We start from the raw sequence: 17,619 nt of genomic DNA on the forward strand, positions 1-17,619 counted from the left end.
TTTCAAAGTAAAGAAATCGATTTAATCAGTTGTTTTTGTTACTACATTAGCCAAATATCAATTTGCCATTTATTTGCTGTAGATAGAGGTAATATTTTCTGTTATTAATAATTAGTTGTTAAAGATATTGAGATTAAATTGAGCTAGATATGGAAAAAGCCCATTGGCTTGATATTAAGTTTATTTAAAAAATGGAGTTTTAATGAAATATATTTTATTGCTTACCTTATTATTAACCTCTTCTTTTTCTTTAGCTTCTAAAGAGTTAGATTTGGAAAAATTCGCACAAACATATTTCAAGCTTATGACAGCTACTCAGTCTCCTAATGCATCTAGTGTTGAGTTAGAAAAATACCTGTCTTTACTAACAGACGATATTGGGCATTCCCATTTACCTTATGTTGTTGATGATTCCAGATTACCTGATGGCAAAGAGTCGATGAGAAAGGGGATGACTTTTTACTTGGGAGCACATACTGAATATGAAGCGACGTTATTAGACGTATTTGTTTTTAACAAATCAGCCATTGCGATTCGATACAAAAGTTATGCAAAAGGTGTACACCCACAAAGTAAACAGCTGATTGAATATTCTCAAACAATGATGGAAGTGCTTGAACTAGAAGATGATAAAGTTGCGGTAATTCGTAAGTATCATGAGTAATGTTTATATACAAAATATATTATGTTTTTCCAAACTAGCATCATATGAAAGTTAGTATGTTTATGTGCTTTAAATAGTTCTGGTACTTTGAAAGTGAATTCAAGTAATACGTAAAAAGGAGTAAAAATGTTTATAATTCAACTAACGTTCTCAGATAATAAATCTCAAGCTAAAGATTTCATGGAAGGCCATAAAAAATGGCTTCAGTCGGGGTTTGATAAAGGTATCTTTGTGTTATCTGGAAGCTTACAGCCTAACGCAGGCGGCGGCATTATTGCAGTCGATGTTTCCAAGCAGGAGATCGAAGAAATTGTCGCTGAAGATCCTTTTGTAATCGAAAATGTAGTTAAACCTAAAATCATTGAGTTAGCGCCATCTAAAGCTGATGAACGCTTATCATTTTTGCTCGATAACAGGTTGTAATTGCTCGCTTAACCAATCAATAAACACCCGAGTACGCCTTGGTAAGTGACGTCGATTCGGGTAGACGATATTAATTGGCATGGGCGGCAAGTTATAGTCAGGTAAAACTTGCACAAGCTCACCTCGGCTAAGCTCATCGATAACTCCATGATGTGGCACTTGAATAAGGCCAAGCCCTGCTAAACACGCTGCTTTATAGGCATCCGTATTGTTAACTGTGAGCTGCGATTTCATGGCTAGAATTTGCCAATCACCTTGTGTATCTTGGTATTCAAAGCCTGGGTCAAGTTGACCGAGTGTTTGACTATAGCGAACAATGTAGTGCTCGGCTAAATCAGCCAGTTTAGTGATGTTGCCATACTGTTTAATATAACCTGAGCTTACACAGTTGATCATCGGGCAGTGGCCAATTCTTTTAGCGATCAGCGATGAGTCTTCTAAATTACCGACTCGCACTACACAATCAAACCCTTCTTCAATTAAGTTCACACGCCTGTCTGAACTACTCAGTTCAATCTCTAATTGTGGGTGTGCAGATAAAAAATGCTCTAGATTCGGCAGTACTAAACGCCGACTAATTGGTTGTGGCATATCTACTCTAAGACGCCCTGATAACGCTTCGTCATTTTTATGAAATAGAGTTTGTAGTTCGTCTATATCAGCAAGCATATCTTTACAGCGCTGATAAAAAACAGTGCCTTCGTTGGTGAGTGTAACTCGCCTTGTTGTGCGGTTTAGGAGCCGAGCACCTAGGGTATCTTCGAGTTGTTTAACTAACTGCGAGACAGACGACTTAGGCATGCTCAGTGCAAGTGCTGCAGCTGAAAAGTTTTTTAGCTCAGCTACCTGAACAAAGGTTTTCATAGCATTAAGTTCATTCATGATTGTTTGCTATTTACGAACAGTTATTTCAATTTTACATGGTTTATCTAGTTTTGCAGTGTAAATATACTGGTTGCTCAAAATTACTTCAAAGCAAAAAGGTAACAACGATGAGCAACAAAATTGCAGTGATCACAGGTGGTAATCGCGGTTTAGGTAAAAATACGGTATTAAGTTTGGCACGTAAGAATATTGATTGTGTGTTTACTTATCGAAGCCATAAAGATGAAGCGCAACAAGTCGTAGAGGAAGTTGCAGCGCTGGGGGCAAAAGCAGTGGCTATGCAACTTGATGTTAGCGATATTTTAGGTTTTGCTGAATTTAAACAATCACTTGAAAGCATTTTAAAAACACAATGGCAAACATCTCGGTTTGATTATTTAATCAATAATGCAGGTCATGGTAGTGACAGTACATTTGCTGATACCAGTGAAGCCATATTTGATAATTTGATGAATGTACATGTAAAAGGAGTGTTTTTCTTAACGCAAACACTGCATGAGATGATAAGCGGTGGCGGGCGCATTATTAACTTATCTTCAGGGCTGACACGGTTTGCTTTACAAGGTAAGGCAGCTTACGCCACCATGAAAGGGGCTGTTGAGGTCATGACCAAATACATGGCAAAAGAACTCGCAGGGCGTAATATTGCAGTGAATGTCGTTGCACCTGGCGCAATTGCCACTGATTTTGGGGGTGGTGTTGTGCGTGATAATGAAGATGTTGCGCAATTAGTGAGTTCATTTACCGCTATGGGGCGAGTTGGTCAAGCGGATGATATCGGTCCTATGATTGCGCAGTTACTCGGCGATGAAAATCGTTGGGTCACCGGACAGCGTATTGAAGCATCGGGTGGCATGTTTTTATAATCCTCAAACTAGTGTGATGTCAGTGATCGCGTGTTTGTTTGCTTATTGAAATGAATGTGATTTAATCGCTTTCTCTTTTTAAGCAACGAACATGTGATTGCATTTATGCTCGATTTGGCAGTACTCGCGGTTTTTATTCCGACCTTTTTCTTTGTTTCTATTACGCCGGGAATGTGTATGACACTTGCCATGACACTCGGTATGAGTGTAGGCGTTAGACGTACTCTTTGGATGATGGCAGGCGAAGTGCTTGGTGTTGCAGTGGTTGCTATTGCTGCAGTGATTGGGGTTGCCAGTATAATGCTTAACTACCCTGAGTTATTTGCTGTTTTAAAATACTTAGGAGGGGCCTACCTTATTTACCTTGGCATCAATATGTGGCGCGCAAAAACAAGCTTTAAACTTGGCAACGAGGCTGAGCAGAAAATAGCGCGTAGCCAATTATTCTCGCAAGGATTTATTACTGCGATAGCGAATCCTAAGGGGTGGGCATTTATGATCTCACTCTTACCTCCTTTCATTAATGTTGATGCCGCCGTTGTGCCTCAGTTAGCTATTTTGCTGAGTATTATTATGCTTAGTGAATTTATTTGTATGCTTATTTATGCCACGGGTGGTAAGAGCTTGCGGGTGTTTTTAGATAAAGGCGATAACGTTAAGTGGTTGAACCGTATTGCCGGTGCTTTGATGATGGCTGTTGGTGTATGGTTAGCTTTGGGCTAACCATACACTTTTCTAATTAAATGAGTTCTTTATCGTTGGTTACGAGATTAAAGCATTGTTTTAGTGTCTCGATTGCTGTTTTTGTTTTCGCTGCAAGGCTATCTCTAGCGGGTGTAACGGCGTACACCGTGTAGTCAGGTAAAGACCACTCAGGAGCAATTTCTATAAGCTCTTTGCTTTTTAATAAACTTCTCACTTCAGGCTCAGGCAGTACACCATAACCCACGCCATCACATACTAGCTTTGTAAGGCCTTGCATATTATTGACGATAATTTTTGCCTTAGGTAATGGTTTACTGTCAAGGGTAAGTGCATTGAATGCATTGCTGTCTGCGCTGATATGGGCAACTCTGGCATGGCATTCAAGATCATTCCATGTTGCGTGCTGAAGTTTGCTAAGCGGGTGATCTTTATGGGCGCATAATTTAAGTGGCCATGTTGCGAGTTTACGAGCCACTAAATTAGAGTCGGTTAAAGGGCCGATTGCAATGGCCAAATCAGCGCCAGATTTGATCATATCGACAGGTTCATCTGTTAAAACAAGCTGAATGCTTAAATCATCAAATTGATGGATTAGCTGTTTTAATGGCTCGCTCAATAAACCACTGCCAAAACCAACCGGCGCAACCAGTTTTAGCTCCCCACTTGGATTTCTTTGCAAATTTTGCAATTGACTACTGGCATGTTCTGCCAGCGTGAGCATTTTCAAACAGCTTTGATAATACACATGCCCAGCTTCTGTTAGGGTCAATTCTCTTGGGCTTCGATTAAATAAACTTAACCCAACCTCTTGTTCTAAATGTTTGATGTGTTGGCTTACCGCAGAGGTGGTCATTGCCAGCTCTGTTGCGGCACTGCTCATATTGCCTGTTTCAACTGTTCGAGAAAATACTCGTAATGTTTTAACTAGTTTTGAGTTCATTGTTCAGGCCTTCTTAATTCAGTTTTAAGAAATCGTAAATTGTAGAAATAGGGACTTCTCATTAATATCGCAAACGCTAATTATTATCATTTATAAAACAAATGTCACGGAGTATTATTATGTCGAGGGTCGTTTCTACGCTTTTACCACTTAGCGCAGCAGTGTTAACTGGATTGTCTAGCTACGCAAATGCAGATGATAAAAAACAAGATATGGAAGTCATCGTGGTATCAGCATCTGGCTATGAGCAAATGCTTAAAGAAGCGCCTGCGAGTATTAGTGTGATTGATCGTGAACAACTAGAAAAACGCTTTTATCGTGACTTAACAGATGCCATGACTGACGTGCCCGGTGTTGTTGTAACAGGCGGCGGGGACCGAAAGGACATTAGCCTGCGTGGTATGGCAAACCAATACACCTTAATTTTAATTGATGGTCAGCGTCAAACATCACGTGAAACACGTCCAAACAGTGATGGCCCAGGTGTTGAAGGGGCGTGGACTCCACCTATTTCGGCAATTGAACGCATCGAAGTTATTCGCGGCCCTATGTCGTCATTATATGGCTCAGATGCAATTGGTGGGGTTATCAATATTATTACCCGCAAAACACCAGAAAAATGGTATGGCGAACTGCGTTTAGACAGCACTATTCAAGAGTCAAGTGAGTCGGGTAATATCAATCAAGGCAGCTTCTTTACTGCGGGTGGCTTAATTCCTGAGTTATTAGGGATGCAGTTATCAGGTCAATTTTCAAAGCGTGACGAAGACGATTTCGAAGCCGGTTTTCGTGGTAAAGAGCAAAGTAACTTAAAAGCGAAGTTCATTTTAACCCCATCAGATAGTCACGAAGTGATGCTTGAGATAGGCGGCGCACGACAAAAGCTTGATGAAACATTGGGTAAAACTGTCGCGCCGTTGGCTGAGGGCGAAAGTTGTGGGCGCAATGGTTGCCCTGAATCATCAACAACTGAATATGAGCAAGAGACCTATTCATTGAGTCATAATGGCTTTTATGATTTTGGCTCATCACGCAGTTACCTAAAGTACGATAAATTCGATAATACGTCTCGCGAAATGTACGTTGAAAATACGGATGCACAAACAAGCTGGACTTTACCTTTTACCAATCATAACGCCGCATTGGGTGCTTCTTACTTGAAAGAAGAGCTGGACGATTACACCAGTAACCGCATTAGTGATTTAACCCATGTGGAGAATGAGCAATGGTCGGTGTTTGCTGAAGATGAATGGAGTGCGACCACGCGTTTCAAGCTAACAACAGGGCTTCGTTACGATCATGATGGTAACTTTGCAGGCCACTTTAGCCCTCGATTATATGGTGTATACACTGCATCAAAAGCGATAACACTTAAAGGGGGTATTTCAACAGGCTTTAGAGCGCCGAATATTCGTCAATCTACCGCAGCTTGGGGGCAAGTGAGCCGTGGCGGTAACATTTACGGTAACCCTGATTTGAACCCTGAAAAGTCAGTAAACTATGAAATGGGTATTTATTATGATGCAAATCGTGATTTAACTCTTTCGAGCACCATCTTCTACAACGAATTTGATGACAAAATTACCCGTATTTCATGCCCATTAACACAGTGTACCGATGGACCAAACCAGTTTGGTTCGATGCCAACAACCTATGTCAATGTGGATGAAGCCGTTACGCAAGGTTTTGAGTTATCTGTATCTTACGATATTACCAGTGAGCTTGATGTAAGTGCAAATTACACTTACACAGATTCAGAGCAAAAAACCGGTGAATATAAAGGCAGTCCACTTAACCAATTACCTAAGCATATTGTCCAAACCTCTGTTAATTGGCGTCCGGTTGATAAGCTAGGCACGTGGTTACGCGTTCATTACCGTGGTGAAGAAAGCCAGCCAACAACAGGGCCATCACAAAGCAGCCTAATAGCACCAGATTACACCTTGGCTGATATTGGCGGTAACTATGATTTAAGCCGCAGCATTAAGTTAGGTTTTGGTGTTTATAATCTGTTTGATAAAGAAATCACTGAAGATGAATACGGCTATGTTGAAGATGGTCGCCGTTATTGGGTATCACTTGGGTTTAGTTTTTAATTGTTAGTAACTAGGCACTAAAGTTATAAAGATGCCAACCACCAGGCTTTTTGATGGTTGGCTTTTTATTGTCGATGCTGAATAACTTACCTAATCAGACAAGCATAAATTGAGCTATTGTGCCTTCCCCATAATAAGTGCGGTAAACAGGCCTATAACGAGAAAACTTGCAATAGAAATAAAAATACCACCAATAGCACCATAAAGTATTATGAGCGGGATATTTGCACCCACAAACAGACAAAGCGCAATGTAACTGTGAGACTTTTTTGTATTTCTAAGTAATAAGCTACTAGTGATAAGTAGCATCATCGCAATCAGCAAATAAATAACATTCATACAACAACTCCCTGTTTAGCCATTTTTTTAGTGGTTAGTCGAGCCGATAACTTACTTATTGCACAGTAAATGACTACACTGCCAATAACAAAAAAGCTGATATCGACAACGCTAATTAAAAGGTTATTTGCAGTGAATGCATGGCTTGACGAAAACAATAAATTTAATGGCAAAATTGCACAACATGCTAGGCCTATAGTGAGTAGTGTCAGCTGTAAAAAACGATAGTAGTTTAGTGGTATAAAGGCAATTAAACACCAAGCTACCCAGCTATAAAAGAACAGTGGTGCAAAGTAATTATTGTGTAATGCGCTGTCAACGAAGTTATTCAGTATTACTTGAGTAGGAAATAGGATTGCGCAAGCGGTTACAAGGCCACCACAAGTACCAATAATAATTCTGTTCCAGCGTTGGTAGGCTTGTTGGCTTAATGTTGGGTTATTACCTCTACTGCGTTTAGATAACCACATCATCATGCCTGACAAGGGTAAAAGTGCCGTTGTAAGTCCCAAGAATACCCAGATGAGTTTTACAAATAGCCCTGCAAAATTGCCAAAATGCAATGGGAATAGCAGCTCTAATACCTTTATCGATGTTCCTGGTATATCGCCAAAACGACTCATCGACTTCACAAATTCGCCTGAACCATGGTACTTCAACAGTTGTGAAGCCACTTGCTCACCACCAATTAGTCGCATGTAGACTTCTGCATTTGCATCGTTGTGCGCCATGATTGTTAAATCGACGATTTTAGCTTTTGGATAACGAGTTTGTGCATCGTGCAAAATGGTATTGATATCGGTGGCTTGAAATTGCTCACTTATGACAGGTTCTGGTATGGCGGTGAACTTTTCTATTAACTTATCTTGATCACCACCAAAACTAACAAAAGCCGCAGCGGGCAGCAAAATAACAGTTGCTAGACCTAAAAAAGCACCTGTAAAACCAATGATTGCATGAAATAAGCTGCCCCAAATCCCCATAATTTTATGGCCATCGTTAATAATGACATCAAGCGGCTTTTTGCGTCTGAACGTGAATAGCTCTTTAAAGAATTGTCTATGTATAAATAAACCAGTCACTGTAGAAACAAGTAATGTTAATCCTAGAAATCCGGTTAAAATTAGGCCAATAGGTCTACCTAAGTGCAGGTCAGCGTGAAAATGCCCGATAAATGATGGAGCATCAGTTTTTCTGTGTTCATAAAAGTAACTCGTTGTTCCATAATATTCATTAACTAGTTGATAATTTCGTGGATCAAACTGATAAGCATAGGCAGCGGCTTCACTGTAGTTTTCATCGCCATGGTGTGATTCAAACAATACGGTCAGTAAATGTGTATTGTGCCCCGTTGGTAAATACACATGAATATTTTCACCAAACTCTTTTGGTACGGTTTTATGGTATGTATTTATTATTTCTGTAATTTTTTCGCTAGGAAGTGTACTGAGTTGATGCAGCTCAGGGTTTGCCCAAATCTTTAATTCTGGGCGGCTTAACACAGCCAACGCACCAGTAAAGCAAACAATAAATAATAAAATAGCGGTAATAATTCCTACCCAACTATGGAGTAAAAATAGCTTTTTTAACGTGATCGATTTCATGCTTGCCCCCCTGAGACAGCGAAATAGCTTAAAGCACCATGGCTGAGTAATATGAGCAGCATTAATAGAAAAGGGTGCCAAGTTTTAATAGCCATATAAGCGTAAATAAATAACCCTGCCCAAATTAGCGGAAACAGCATAATAGGAATAAGGATCTGCTCTTCAAGTGCAAAAGGGAGGTAGGTTGTCATCCCTGGGATCATTACAATTGCTGTGAGTAGTGCGAGTAAGCAGGCCATAAAATGGCGGAACTTGGTTGCAGTAAATGTGTGGTTTTTTGTCATTATTGTGTCCCAAAGAAAAAGGCGGCCGTAGCCGCCGCATTTAATTAAAAACTTACTTCGAAACGAAGACTCGCTGTTCTAGGTGAAGTAAGAGTTTGATTACCAAGCCCTGCTGGTTTTAAAAGCACGGACTTCTCATCAAGTAAGTTTTCTATAAGTGCATAAATGCCGTAGTTATCCCATTGGTAGCCAACACGTGTATTGACTAACCAATAAGCGTCATTTCGTGGATCGATAACGCTGCCATCACTTGTTTCTTTTGGGATAGATAAACGTTGTGAACTTCCTGTATAGCTTGCATTGATATTTGCAACGAAACCCTGTTCATTAAAGTAATCTAAACCAAAAAGTGCAGTCCACTCTGGTGCCCCTGCAAAAGGACGGCCTTGATAATCTTCGTCTGAACCATTCACGTCAGTGATAAATTCATCAATTTTAGTTTTTGAATAACCTAACCCGCCGTAAAGGTTAAGATTATTTGTTAACTCATAACTAATTTCTGTTTCAAAGCCTTGCACATGTGATTTACCAACATTGCGAGTTTCTCTGTCGTATTGATTGCCAGATAAAAACACAGCAATTTGTTGATCTGTCCAATCTAAGTAAAACGCATTGGCGTTGATTACCAGCTTTTCATCAAGCCAAACAGAGCGAAATGCTAATTCGTAGTTCCATGTATACTCAGGATCAAAAGTGAATGGCGTCGCTTTTGCTACGTTGGTACCAACACCGCCCGAGCGATAGCCTTTTTGTACAGTGAAGCTCGTAGAAACATCTTGATTGAAGCGGTATGTTGCGCCCAGTTTTGGTAGCCATGAGTCAAAATCAGCATCTTCTACAGGTTCATCCCCTGATGCGCCATCGGCCATTGCAAAAAGCTGCTGATTAATACCTGCAATGAGTTGCGCAAGCGTTGGGTTACTCGCAAAATCTTCAGGCTTAGGTAAAGCGTTTTGGGTTTGCTCTGTGATGTAAATATCAGCAATGGTTCCGTTGGCTTGTTCTTCTTTATCGTAGCGAAGACCAGCAAAAACATCCCATTGCTCGTTAATTTCATAGGTAAAATCGGCGAATAAAGCTTTTGTTTTTACTTTTTGAATGTAATCAGAATTTTGACCTATAAAGACAGGATCTGCGCCAGCGTAAAACTGTAAGACTTGCGACGCTAATGCATCTGGTAGACCTAGACCTCCAAATTCAGTGGGCGCTGTTAAGAGCGAACGCACACCTAAATCCGCGAATGTAATACCGCGCTCACCACCACTACTATCAAATACATCAAGATCAGAGTAATAAAAGCCGATTAATCCCGAAAGTTTGTCGCCGTCGTAGGTTAGTCGAAATTCTTGTGTGCTTGTTTCATCTGTTCGCACATCTGTTAGGGTTGATTGTGGCGGATTCATACTGGCATCACCATCCCACTCATAACCATACTTGGCGTCAGAATAAGTGGTGATTGATGAAAATGACCATTGATCATTAATGTCATAGTCGAGATTTAAGATATATAAATCGGTATCAACCCATTCATACGTCGGTGAGTCGAGGTATACATAACGGTCGTCATAAATATCGTTAATAGGGAAGTCCTCGTGACCACTTTCGACCATGACCCAATCAATCCCTTTTTCATTTTCACCGTGCATAAAGCTTAATTGGGCTTCGAATTCGGGCAATGCTGAAGGGGTATAGCGTAGTTTTGCACGGTAAAATTCGTTGTTATCAAAGTCAGGCTCTTCACCTGTTGCTACATTTGTGTTGTAACCATCAAAGTCGCGTTTTTCGCCACTAACACGAAATGCTAGTTCGTCCTCGATAAGGCTCCCACCAAACGCAACGGCGGCTTCTTGTGTGCCATATTCGCCAACACCAATACGTCCTTTAAAGTCGTATTCGTGCATGGCATCACGGGTTTTCATTACCACCGCACCTGCCAGTGAATTACGTCCTTGAAGCGTTGATTGTGGGCCACGCAAAATTTCGACTTGGCTAATATCCCAAGTCGAAAACCCACCTTGTTGCATCATACGATAAGGCACAGGAGCACCATCAACATACACACTTGCTAAGCCACCAGACCCACCGCCAGTAACATTAAATGCGTCAATACCACGAATATTGAAACCTGCACCGTCCATGCCTGAGGCATTTGGTGTGCGAGCAAGCACGTCGTAAAAGTCGTTTAGGTTTTCACGTTCTATAGTTTGATTTGTAATAACGGCTACACTTGCTGGGGTTTCTTGTAATGTACGATCTATTTTTTGGCCTTTAACGACAATTTTTTCAATATCAGCTTCATCAGCAAGCGCGGTATGGGAAAGAAGTGAGACACTTAAAAAACTTGCTATAGCGGCAGCTAACTTTGTTTTTCTTAGAATAAGCATTGTAGGTTCCATTTGTACTGTAATAAGAATCGTTATCATTGTATCAATGAGACTTATTATTAACAATTGTTAAATAGAGTAAAAACTAAAAGATTTTAAAGGAGTGATTAATATGAACAAAAAAGACGCTCTTGAGCGTCTTTTTTCAATAATTTACTTATGAGTAAAGTTAATTCTTAGTGTCACTGTGAGACATTGAACTGCCCACTGATGCTGTTATTACAAGTAAAATAGCAAGCCATTGCCATATACTTAAAAATTCACTTAAGATTATAAATCCGGCGAGTGCCGCTATGGCAGGTTCTAAACTCATCATAATACTAAAGCCTTGGGCTGGCATATTTCTTAGTGCTACCATCTCAAGGGTATAGGGCAGTGCGCTGGACATAACGGCAACTAAAATACCTAATGGCAGAACTTCCCAGCTTAATAAGGCCATACCTTGTGACGCTGCACCATAGGGGACTAACACAATAGCAGCAACACTCATACCCATTGCTACAGTCATACCGCCAGAGCCTTGATTACCGGTCTTTTTGCCAAACAAAATATAAAACGCCCAACAAGCACCGGCAGCTAATGCCAATATAACACCTACAGGATCTAAACTGTCTTCGCCTTTCATATCGGGTAGTAACAAAATAATGCCAGCAATCGCACAGGCAACCCAGAAAAGGTCGCGTTTTTTGCGTGATGAGAGTAGGGCAACTGCTAGTGGACCGGTAAACTCCAGCGCGACACCAATACCCAAAGGAATACGCTCTATAGCGTAATAAAAAAGAATATTCATACCGCCTAAGCTCAGCCCGTAAACAATAACAGGCATCCTTTGGCCAACAGGAGGAAAGGCACGCCAAGGTTTAAAAATTAAACATAAAATGGCGGCAGAAAAACCAAGGCGTAAAGCGGTTGTGCCTTCAGGGCCAATCAAAGGGAATAATTGCTTAGCAACAGAAGCGCCTGATTGAATCGTAACCATGGCTAGAAGAACGCAAATAACAGCAATTAAAAACGGTGGTATAGTGCGCGGCATCACTGTCCTTATGAGAGTTTTAAGCTTGAATTTGCCGCGATTCTACTGATGTTTTTAGTTTTAAGAAATGTTTTTCGTTAAATGAATTCAGTTATTAGTAGTGTGAATAGGGTAGTAAACTCCTTTACTACCCTAGCAAAGTGCTAGCTTAAGCTTGACTAAGTTTATTGAAGCTAGGCATGATCCTGTCAGGCTCTGCTTTGCGCTGGTTTCGCTTAGCAAGTGCAAAGAAAATAACGCTAAATATCATGGCGACAGCATCCACTAAATAACTTGAATACAGAGCAAAGCCATTATGGGTTGTCAGCAATATTACAAAACTAGAAATAACCATGATTGCGCATAAGGCTGCAAGTAAATATAAGCCCAAAGCACTTGCTCTACTTGTACCTTTTACAAAAGTGAATCCAACAAATACAAAAAATACTGCGTAATAACATATTAATGTGCCGTAATTAGTATTCGCAACAATGCTGGGTAGCCATTTGGCGGTGATCAAGGTACTTACCACAGCAAGCATCGAGCCTAAACACACACCAATTGTAAGCTTTGCCATGAATAAAGTACTGCGTTTAGTCGGGTCTTTTTTAAAACGTTTATCAATCCATAGTAAATTACCAGAATAGAATAAAAATGCGCCCAGTAGGCCCATAATAAAGTAGCCCCAGCGCCCCCATTCACCACCGTAGGTGCCAAAGTGTAAAGAAAATATACTGGCGACCATATTGCCCCAAATACTTTCATCACCTTGCGGGTAGCTTGAGTTTACCACTTCCAAAGTATACGGATTCATAAACAAGTAATCAGTTACTGGGCCGCGCACGACGGCTTGTTTATTACTCATCATAAATACAGCGGATGGAGTGGCTGAATTTAGGTTACTGTAGCGGACATGAATCGGTGTATAGCCTGGTGCATAGTTTTTAGCAGCTAAAATTTGCTCATTTATACGTGGTAAATCTTTAATATGATAGCTTTGTGCTGCTGGGGGAGTGCGTTCAAATAAAGGTTTATCGCCATAAAATTGAGCAAGACCACCATAAATAAAGTCGTGAAAAGCAAACACTACAACAGTAAATGCAATCACTAAATGAAAAGGTAAGCTGGCAATGCCGATTAGATTATGACTATCGAGCCAAAAGCGGCTAGGGCCTTTTTCTTTACGAAGGGCAAAAAATGTTTTCACTAAGGTAGGCAGTAAAATAATTACACCAGAGACAAGCGCCAAAAAGTACAAGACAGAAGCGATACCTAACACATAAACTCCTGACTGATCATGACCAATTTCGCCTGCAATGCCTGCAGTGCGATGTAAATAGTCCACTAAATCAGCGAGTTTGTTTTCTGTTTGTTGTTCTATTGTGAGCTGTCCCTTTGCGCTTAAATAAGCTGTTTGTAGCTCATTATCCAGGTGCATACCCCGTGGGCCACCTTTCACATACCAAGAAAGAGGCGCATTCTCAGTATGTAAATCGAGACTAAATCCTTTTGCCAGTTGCGCTGGCTTTTCAGCTATTGCAGCATCAACTAAAGGTTGGTAATCATAGTTCTCAACTGTAACTTTAGAAGCTTGCAGAGGAGCTGCCCATTGTTGGATTTCATGCTTGAACATGGTTAAGCTGCCTGCATAAAAGCCAATAAATAGCACTAAACCGGCGATGATCCCTGTCCAAGTATGTACGCCTTGATAGGTACGTAAAATATCAGACCTTACTTTCATAGCCCACCTCTAAGCATAAAAAAGCCTGTGTAAAGCAGTACAGTTAACCCACCTAAAAGTAGCCATGCCTGTTTTGCAGAATTAAATAAGTAAGTGAAACTAAAAATAGATAACCACAAGGGGGGAATCATCCACATGTTGAACTGTACTTTATCGCGTGCATCAATCCCGCCTGGACCATACCACGCAAAAAAAGCGATAAGTATAAAAGCAAGCGCTAATCCTAGTAGTGCGCCTGCGAAGGTCTTACCTAACCATGTTGGCTGATATTTTTGAGGGCGAGTCATGAATTATCCTTTTTATAGAACAAGCTTAGAAGTGGGATCAGCATTAACATCATCATCAGTGTAAAAATGACTAGAAACACAGTTGCGATGTTTGAAAACTGTTGAGAGGTTAAAATAGTAGCGGTGATTACTAAGCTCACAGCGACCCCTCGAACACGTTTATTCAAAGGTTTTACTAACAAGCGTTGCTGCTTTCGAGTGCAATAAAATATCCCCACCGCGAGCGAAAGCAGTAAGGTTGATAAAGTAAAAAACATAGGTAGTTAGTTGTAGTTATTTTCACTAATTCTAAATGATAATTAAACTCAATTGCAATAGCGTTTTTGTTGTGCTAGATTTTTCGCGCTTTTCTATTAGCTCAAACATTCATAAATACTAATAATCTCTTTTTGGGGAAAGAAAATTGGCCACTGCATTTAAATTAAACTCACTATCAGCTGTGATTACAGCTTCATTACTTGTTACTAATACAGCCGTATTAGCTGATGACGAAAGTAATCGAAAATCGATGGATACGATTGTTGTCACCGGTGAAAAAACTGAAAAATCATTGAAAGAAACCATGTCATCAGTTGCTGTTGTTGATACGTCATTAATTGAAAATGGTCAGCTTGCATCTATATCAGAAGCACTTTCAGAGATGGCTAATGTGGTTGTTTTAACTGGCGCAGTTCCGGATATGCGGGGTGTGTCTGGCAATGGCGGTGCAACAGGTTTTAACTCGTTTAGTGGTGGTTCGAAAGCGCGTGTCTCAACATTAATTGATGGGGTAAGCCAGCCCTTTGTTGCAGATCTTACGGGTGATACTGGTCTTTGGGATATGGAGCAGATCGAAGTATACCGAGGCCCGCAATCTACAAGCAATGGCCGAAATAGTATTGCTGGTGCGGTCTACATGAAAACTAAAGCACCAACGCAAGAATTTGAGGGTGCAGTGCGCGTTGGTTATCGTAATCAAGATAATTATTTTGATACGGCGGCGGTTATATCGGGGGCACTCGTTGAAGATGTGTTAGCATTTCGCTTATCAACGCAATATATTGATGGCGAGACTTTCTCTAACCCACCGGTGTACGACACAAACCCAACAGATCAAGAGCTAAATAAGCTGGATACTAGTAGCACGCGTGCCAAGCTTCTTTATACCCCATTCGAGGATTTATCTGTACAACTAACCTATTCAACATACAGCGAAAAGGGTAACGCTGGTCGTAAATACTTTGAAGCTGCTGAGCCAACCGACTATATACCGCTTTTTCAACGGATTATGGATACTGAATCAGATACAACACAGATCAATGTTGACTACAAAATTAATGAAAACTTCTCGTTGGATGTGCTTGTTGCCTATATGGATTATACATGGGCATTTGATGCCTATGAGCCGCAGCAAAGTGCGGAATCAGATGTATCAATGGATGAATCAAATGTAACCCTAGATACTAAATTAAACTTTGGCTTAAATAGTGATTTTTACTCAGGTTTTGTCGGGCTAGCTTATTTTGACCGTGATCAAGACTTTGAGAGTGTAGGGGCTACCTATTACTTCGGTGACGATAGCAGTAAATCAACGGCAATTTACGGTGAATCAAGCTTTAATTTAAACAGCCAACTTACTTTAACAGCAGGGCTGCGTATTGAACGTGAAGAACAAGTACGTAACTTCAATATGGCATTTCACGGTGACATGCTTGTTGAGCAGTTAGATGATTCGCATACTCTACGTTTACCTAAGCTTGCGCTGCAATACAAAATTACCGAAGAAACAACGTTATTTGCAAGTGCTCGCAGAGGTTACAACGCCGGTGGTGGCGCATTAGACTTTACTGCTGAAGATTATTACTACTACGATGAAGAGACGGTAAACACCTATGAAATTGGCTCCCGTAGTGTTTTAAATAATGGCGATCTAAATATTAGTGCTAATGTGTTTTATAACAACTTTAACGGTTATCAGGCACTGAGCGCAGCACGGAGAATTACTAATATTGAAGATGCACACAGCTACGGCTTAGAGCTTGAAGCATACAGTATGTTGGGCGACCAATGGCAATTACATGGTGGTTTAGGATTATTAAAAACTAAAATCGATGAATCGTCAGCATTTCCTGAAGCTGTGGATAATGACCTTAACTCAGCTCCTGAATTAACAGCAAACTTAGGTTTATCGCATTGGTTTACAGATAACCTAAAAGTTAATTTGAGCGCTAATTATGTTGATGAGTTTTATGGTGACTTAACAAACACAGAAGAGCGCGTTGCGGGCGATTATACCCTTACTCGTTTAACGATTACTTACGATACTGAGCAATGGTTGATGAGCGCATTTATTAATAATGCATTCGATGAGCAAGAGTACACAGCAAGAGAGCCTGCCAGTGGTCGTTACCCGCAAGGTTATGTGGGTGTTGTGAACCCACAAACTTTAGGGGCTTCAGTTACCTATAGATTTTAAATGGTATTAAACTAGTCACCCAGTCTCATTGGGTGGCTAGTTTAATTTGAAACGGTTTATTTGTGCATTTAAGCTACTGGCTAGCTTAGAAAGCTCACTTGATGAAACAGAAATTTTTTCAGTTTGCATTTGAGCTTCTTTACTTGTTTCTTGAACATCATTCAAACGCTGAGCAATATCTTCAGTGACTTGAGATTGCTGCTCAGAAGCCGACGCTATTGTTAAGTTTGCATCTGAAATTGAATGAGCTTGGGTACTTATTTCTTCAAGCATAAGCCCCACATTTTCAGAATTAACAACAGCTTCTTTGATCTGTGAATCGCTTGAGCGTATGCGATTTGTTACGGCATTACTCGCGGCTTGCAGCGAATCAATTTTATCTTGAATCTCAAGCGTCGAGCTTTGAGTTCGGCTCGCCAGTGTGCGCACTTCATCGGCTACAACGGCAAATCCTCTACCTTGTTCGCCGGCTCTAGCAGCTTCGATTGCAGCATTAAGGGCTAATAAATTAGTTTGTTCTGCAATGTTACTGATCACACTCAGAATTACGGTCACTTCTTTGACTGATGACTCTAAGTTATTGAGGTCATTCAATGATTGATTGAGTGTTGCGGCAACGGACTCAACAGACTTTATCCCTTTATCGACAATGGCTAAGCCTTCTTGCGTTTTGTTATTAGCAGCTGTTGCACTTTGCGCTGCTTCTGCACAGTTTTGCGATACTTCTTTCACAGCTGTGGAGTTTTCATAAACGGAGCTAGATATAACTTCGATAGCTTGGCTTTGTCTATCATTAAGTATTTTTGCTTGCTGAGATACGCTATCGAGGTTAGCTGCTGAAATCTGTGCTTGATCAGAAAGACTGTTAATCTCTTTTAAAAGGTTTGAAAGTTTATCAACCATCAAGTTAAAGCTGGCAGCAAGCTTACCAATT

General features: G+C 40.6%; 16 protein-coding genes. 6 read left to right on the forward strand and 10 right to left on the reverse strand.

The annotated features are described in order from the left end of the window. The first annotated feature begins 202 nt into the window (after positions 1 to 202). Both L0Z67_RS17930 and L0Z67_RS17935 read left to right on the forward strand, forming a co-directional pair. Complete coding sequence (locus L0Z67_RS17930) at positions 203 to 664, forward strand: nuclear transport factor 2 family protein (protein ID WP_392353669.1); 462 nt, start codon at positions 203 to 205, stop codon at positions 662 to 664. Between the two features lie 126 nt (positions 665 to 790). Continuing rightward, positions 791 to 1,087, forward strand: coding sequence for a YciI family protein (locus tag L0Z67_RS17935; protein ID WP_392353671.1), 297 nt, complete (start codon positions 791 to 793; stop codon positions 1,085 to 1,087). Here L0Z67_RS17935 and L0Z67_RS17940 read toward each other — a convergent pair. Further along, a complete protein-coding gene (locus L0Z67_RS17940; protein ID WP_062568144.1) occupies positions 1,061 to 1,969 on the reverse strand; it encodes a LysR family transcriptional regulator in 909 nt (302 codons plus the stop codon). The genes L0Z67_RS17935 and L0Z67_RS17940 overlap by 27 nt on opposite strands. Before the next feature lie 110 nt (positions 1,970 to 2,079). Here L0Z67_RS17940 and L0Z67_RS17945 point away from each other — a divergent pair, with 110 nt between their 5' ends. Beyond that, positions 2,080 to 2,838, forward strand: coding sequence for an SDR family NAD(P)-dependent oxidoreductase (locus L0Z67_RS17945; protein WP_237115378.1), 759 nt, complete (start codon positions 2,080 to 2,082; stop codon positions 2,836 to 2,838). Positions 2,839 to 2,943: 105 nt separating this feature from the next. Further along, positions 2,944 to 3,561, forward strand: a complete 618-nt coding sequence (locus L0Z67_RS17950) for a LysE family translocator (RefSeq protein ID WP_392353674.1) — start codon at positions 2,944 to 2,946, stop codon at positions 3,559 to 3,561. A gap of 16 nt (positions 3,562 to 3,577) precedes the next feature. On the opposite strand, the gene L0Z67_RS17955 is transcribed toward L0Z67_RS17950, so the two are convergent. Continuing rightward, positions 3,578 to 4,483, reverse strand: coding sequence for a LysR family transcriptional regulator (locus L0Z67_RS17955; RefSeq protein WP_062567586.1), 906 nt, complete (start codon positions 4,481 to 4,483; stop codon positions 3,578 to 3,580). 119 nt (positions 4,484 to 4,602) lie between these two features. Between L0Z67_RS17955 and L0Z67_RS17960 the strand changes: the two genes are divergently transcribed. Beyond that, entirely contained in the window at positions 4,603 to 6,579 is a 1,977-nt protein-coding gene (locus tag L0Z67_RS17960) for a ligand-gated channel protein (protein WP_392353676.1), read from the forward strand. 114 nt (positions 6,580 to 6,693) lie between these two features. Here L0Z67_RS17960 and L0Z67_RS17965 read toward each other — a convergent pair whose 3' ends face one another. The 7 genes from L0Z67_RS17965 to L0Z67_RS17995 form a co-directional block, all read right to left on the reverse strand. After that, positions 6,694 to 6,918, reverse strand: coding sequence for a hypothetical protein (locus tag L0Z67_RS17965; RefSeq protein WP_237115377.1), 225 nt, complete (start codon positions 6,916 to 6,918; stop codon positions 6,694 to 6,696). Then, positions 6,915 to 8,522 (reverse strand): PepSY-associated TM helix domain-containing protein, encoded by a 1,608-nt coding sequence (locus tag L0Z67_RS17970; protein ID WP_392353678.1) that lies wholly within the window; start codon positions 8,520 to 8,522, stop codon positions 6,915 to 6,917. The genes L0Z67_RS17965 and L0Z67_RS17970 overlap by 4 nt, the downstream gene beginning before the upstream one ends. After that, positions 8,519 to 8,806: a hypothetical protein gene (locus tag L0Z67_RS17975; RefSeq protein WP_392353680.1), complete on the reverse strand. Its 288-nt coding sequence runs from the start codon at positions 8,804 to 8,806 to the stop codon at positions 8,519 to 8,521. Before L0Z67_RS17975 ends, L0Z67_RS17970 begins: the two co-directional genes overlap by 4 nt. 44 nt (positions 8,807 to 8,850) lie before the next feature. Next, positions 8,851 to 11,190, reverse strand: coding sequence for a TonB-dependent receptor (locus L0Z67_RS17980; RefSeq protein ID WP_392353682.1), 2,340 nt, complete (start codon positions 11,188 to 11,190; stop codon positions 8,851 to 8,853). Between the two features lie 169 nt (positions 11,191 to 11,359). Further along, positions 11,360 to 12,223 (reverse strand): DMT family transporter, encoded by an 864-nt coding sequence (locus L0Z67_RS17985; RefSeq protein ID WP_237115373.1) that lies wholly within the window; start codon positions 12,221 to 12,223, stop codon positions 11,360 to 11,362. Between the two features lie 148 nt (positions 12,224 to 12,371). Then, on the reverse strand, positions 12,372 to 13,943 hold the full coding sequence (locus L0Z67_RS17990; RefSeq protein ID WP_392353685.1) for a PepSY-associated TM helix domain-containing protein: 1,572 nt from the start codon (positions 13,941 to 13,943) through the stop codon (positions 12,372 to 12,374). After that, positions 13,940 to 14,230 (reverse strand): hypothetical protein, encoded by a 291-nt coding sequence (locus L0Z67_RS17995; protein WP_062567582.1) that lies wholly within the window; start codon positions 14,228 to 14,230, stop codon positions 13,940 to 13,942. Before L0Z67_RS17995 ends, L0Z67_RS17990 begins: the two co-directional genes overlap by 4 nt. Positions 14,231 to 14,633: 403 nt before the next feature. Between L0Z67_RS17995 and L0Z67_RS18000 the strand changes: the two genes are divergently transcribed. Continuing rightward, entirely contained in the window at positions 14,634 to 16,685 is a 2,052-nt protein-coding gene (locus tag L0Z67_RS18000; RefSeq protein ID WP_405128746.1) for a TonB-dependent receptor, read from the forward strand. A 36-nt stretch (positions 16,686 to 16,721) separates the two neighbouring features. Here the strand turns inward: L0Z67_RS18000 and L0Z67_RS18005 are convergent, their stop codons facing one another. Further along, a complete protein-coding gene (locus L0Z67_RS18005) occupies positions 16,722 to 17,588 on the reverse strand; it encodes a methyl-accepting chemotaxis protein (protein ID WP_392353689.1) in 867 nt (288 codons plus the stop codon). Between the last annotated feature and the right edge of the window lie 31 nt (positions 17,589 to 17,619).

The organism is Pseudoalteromonas sp. PB2-1 (assembly GCF_045040605.1).
Taxonomy (GTDB): domain Bacteria; phylum Pseudomonadota; class Gammaproteobacteria; order Enterobacterales; family Alteromonadaceae; genus Pseudoalteromonas; species Pseudoalteromonas arabiensis.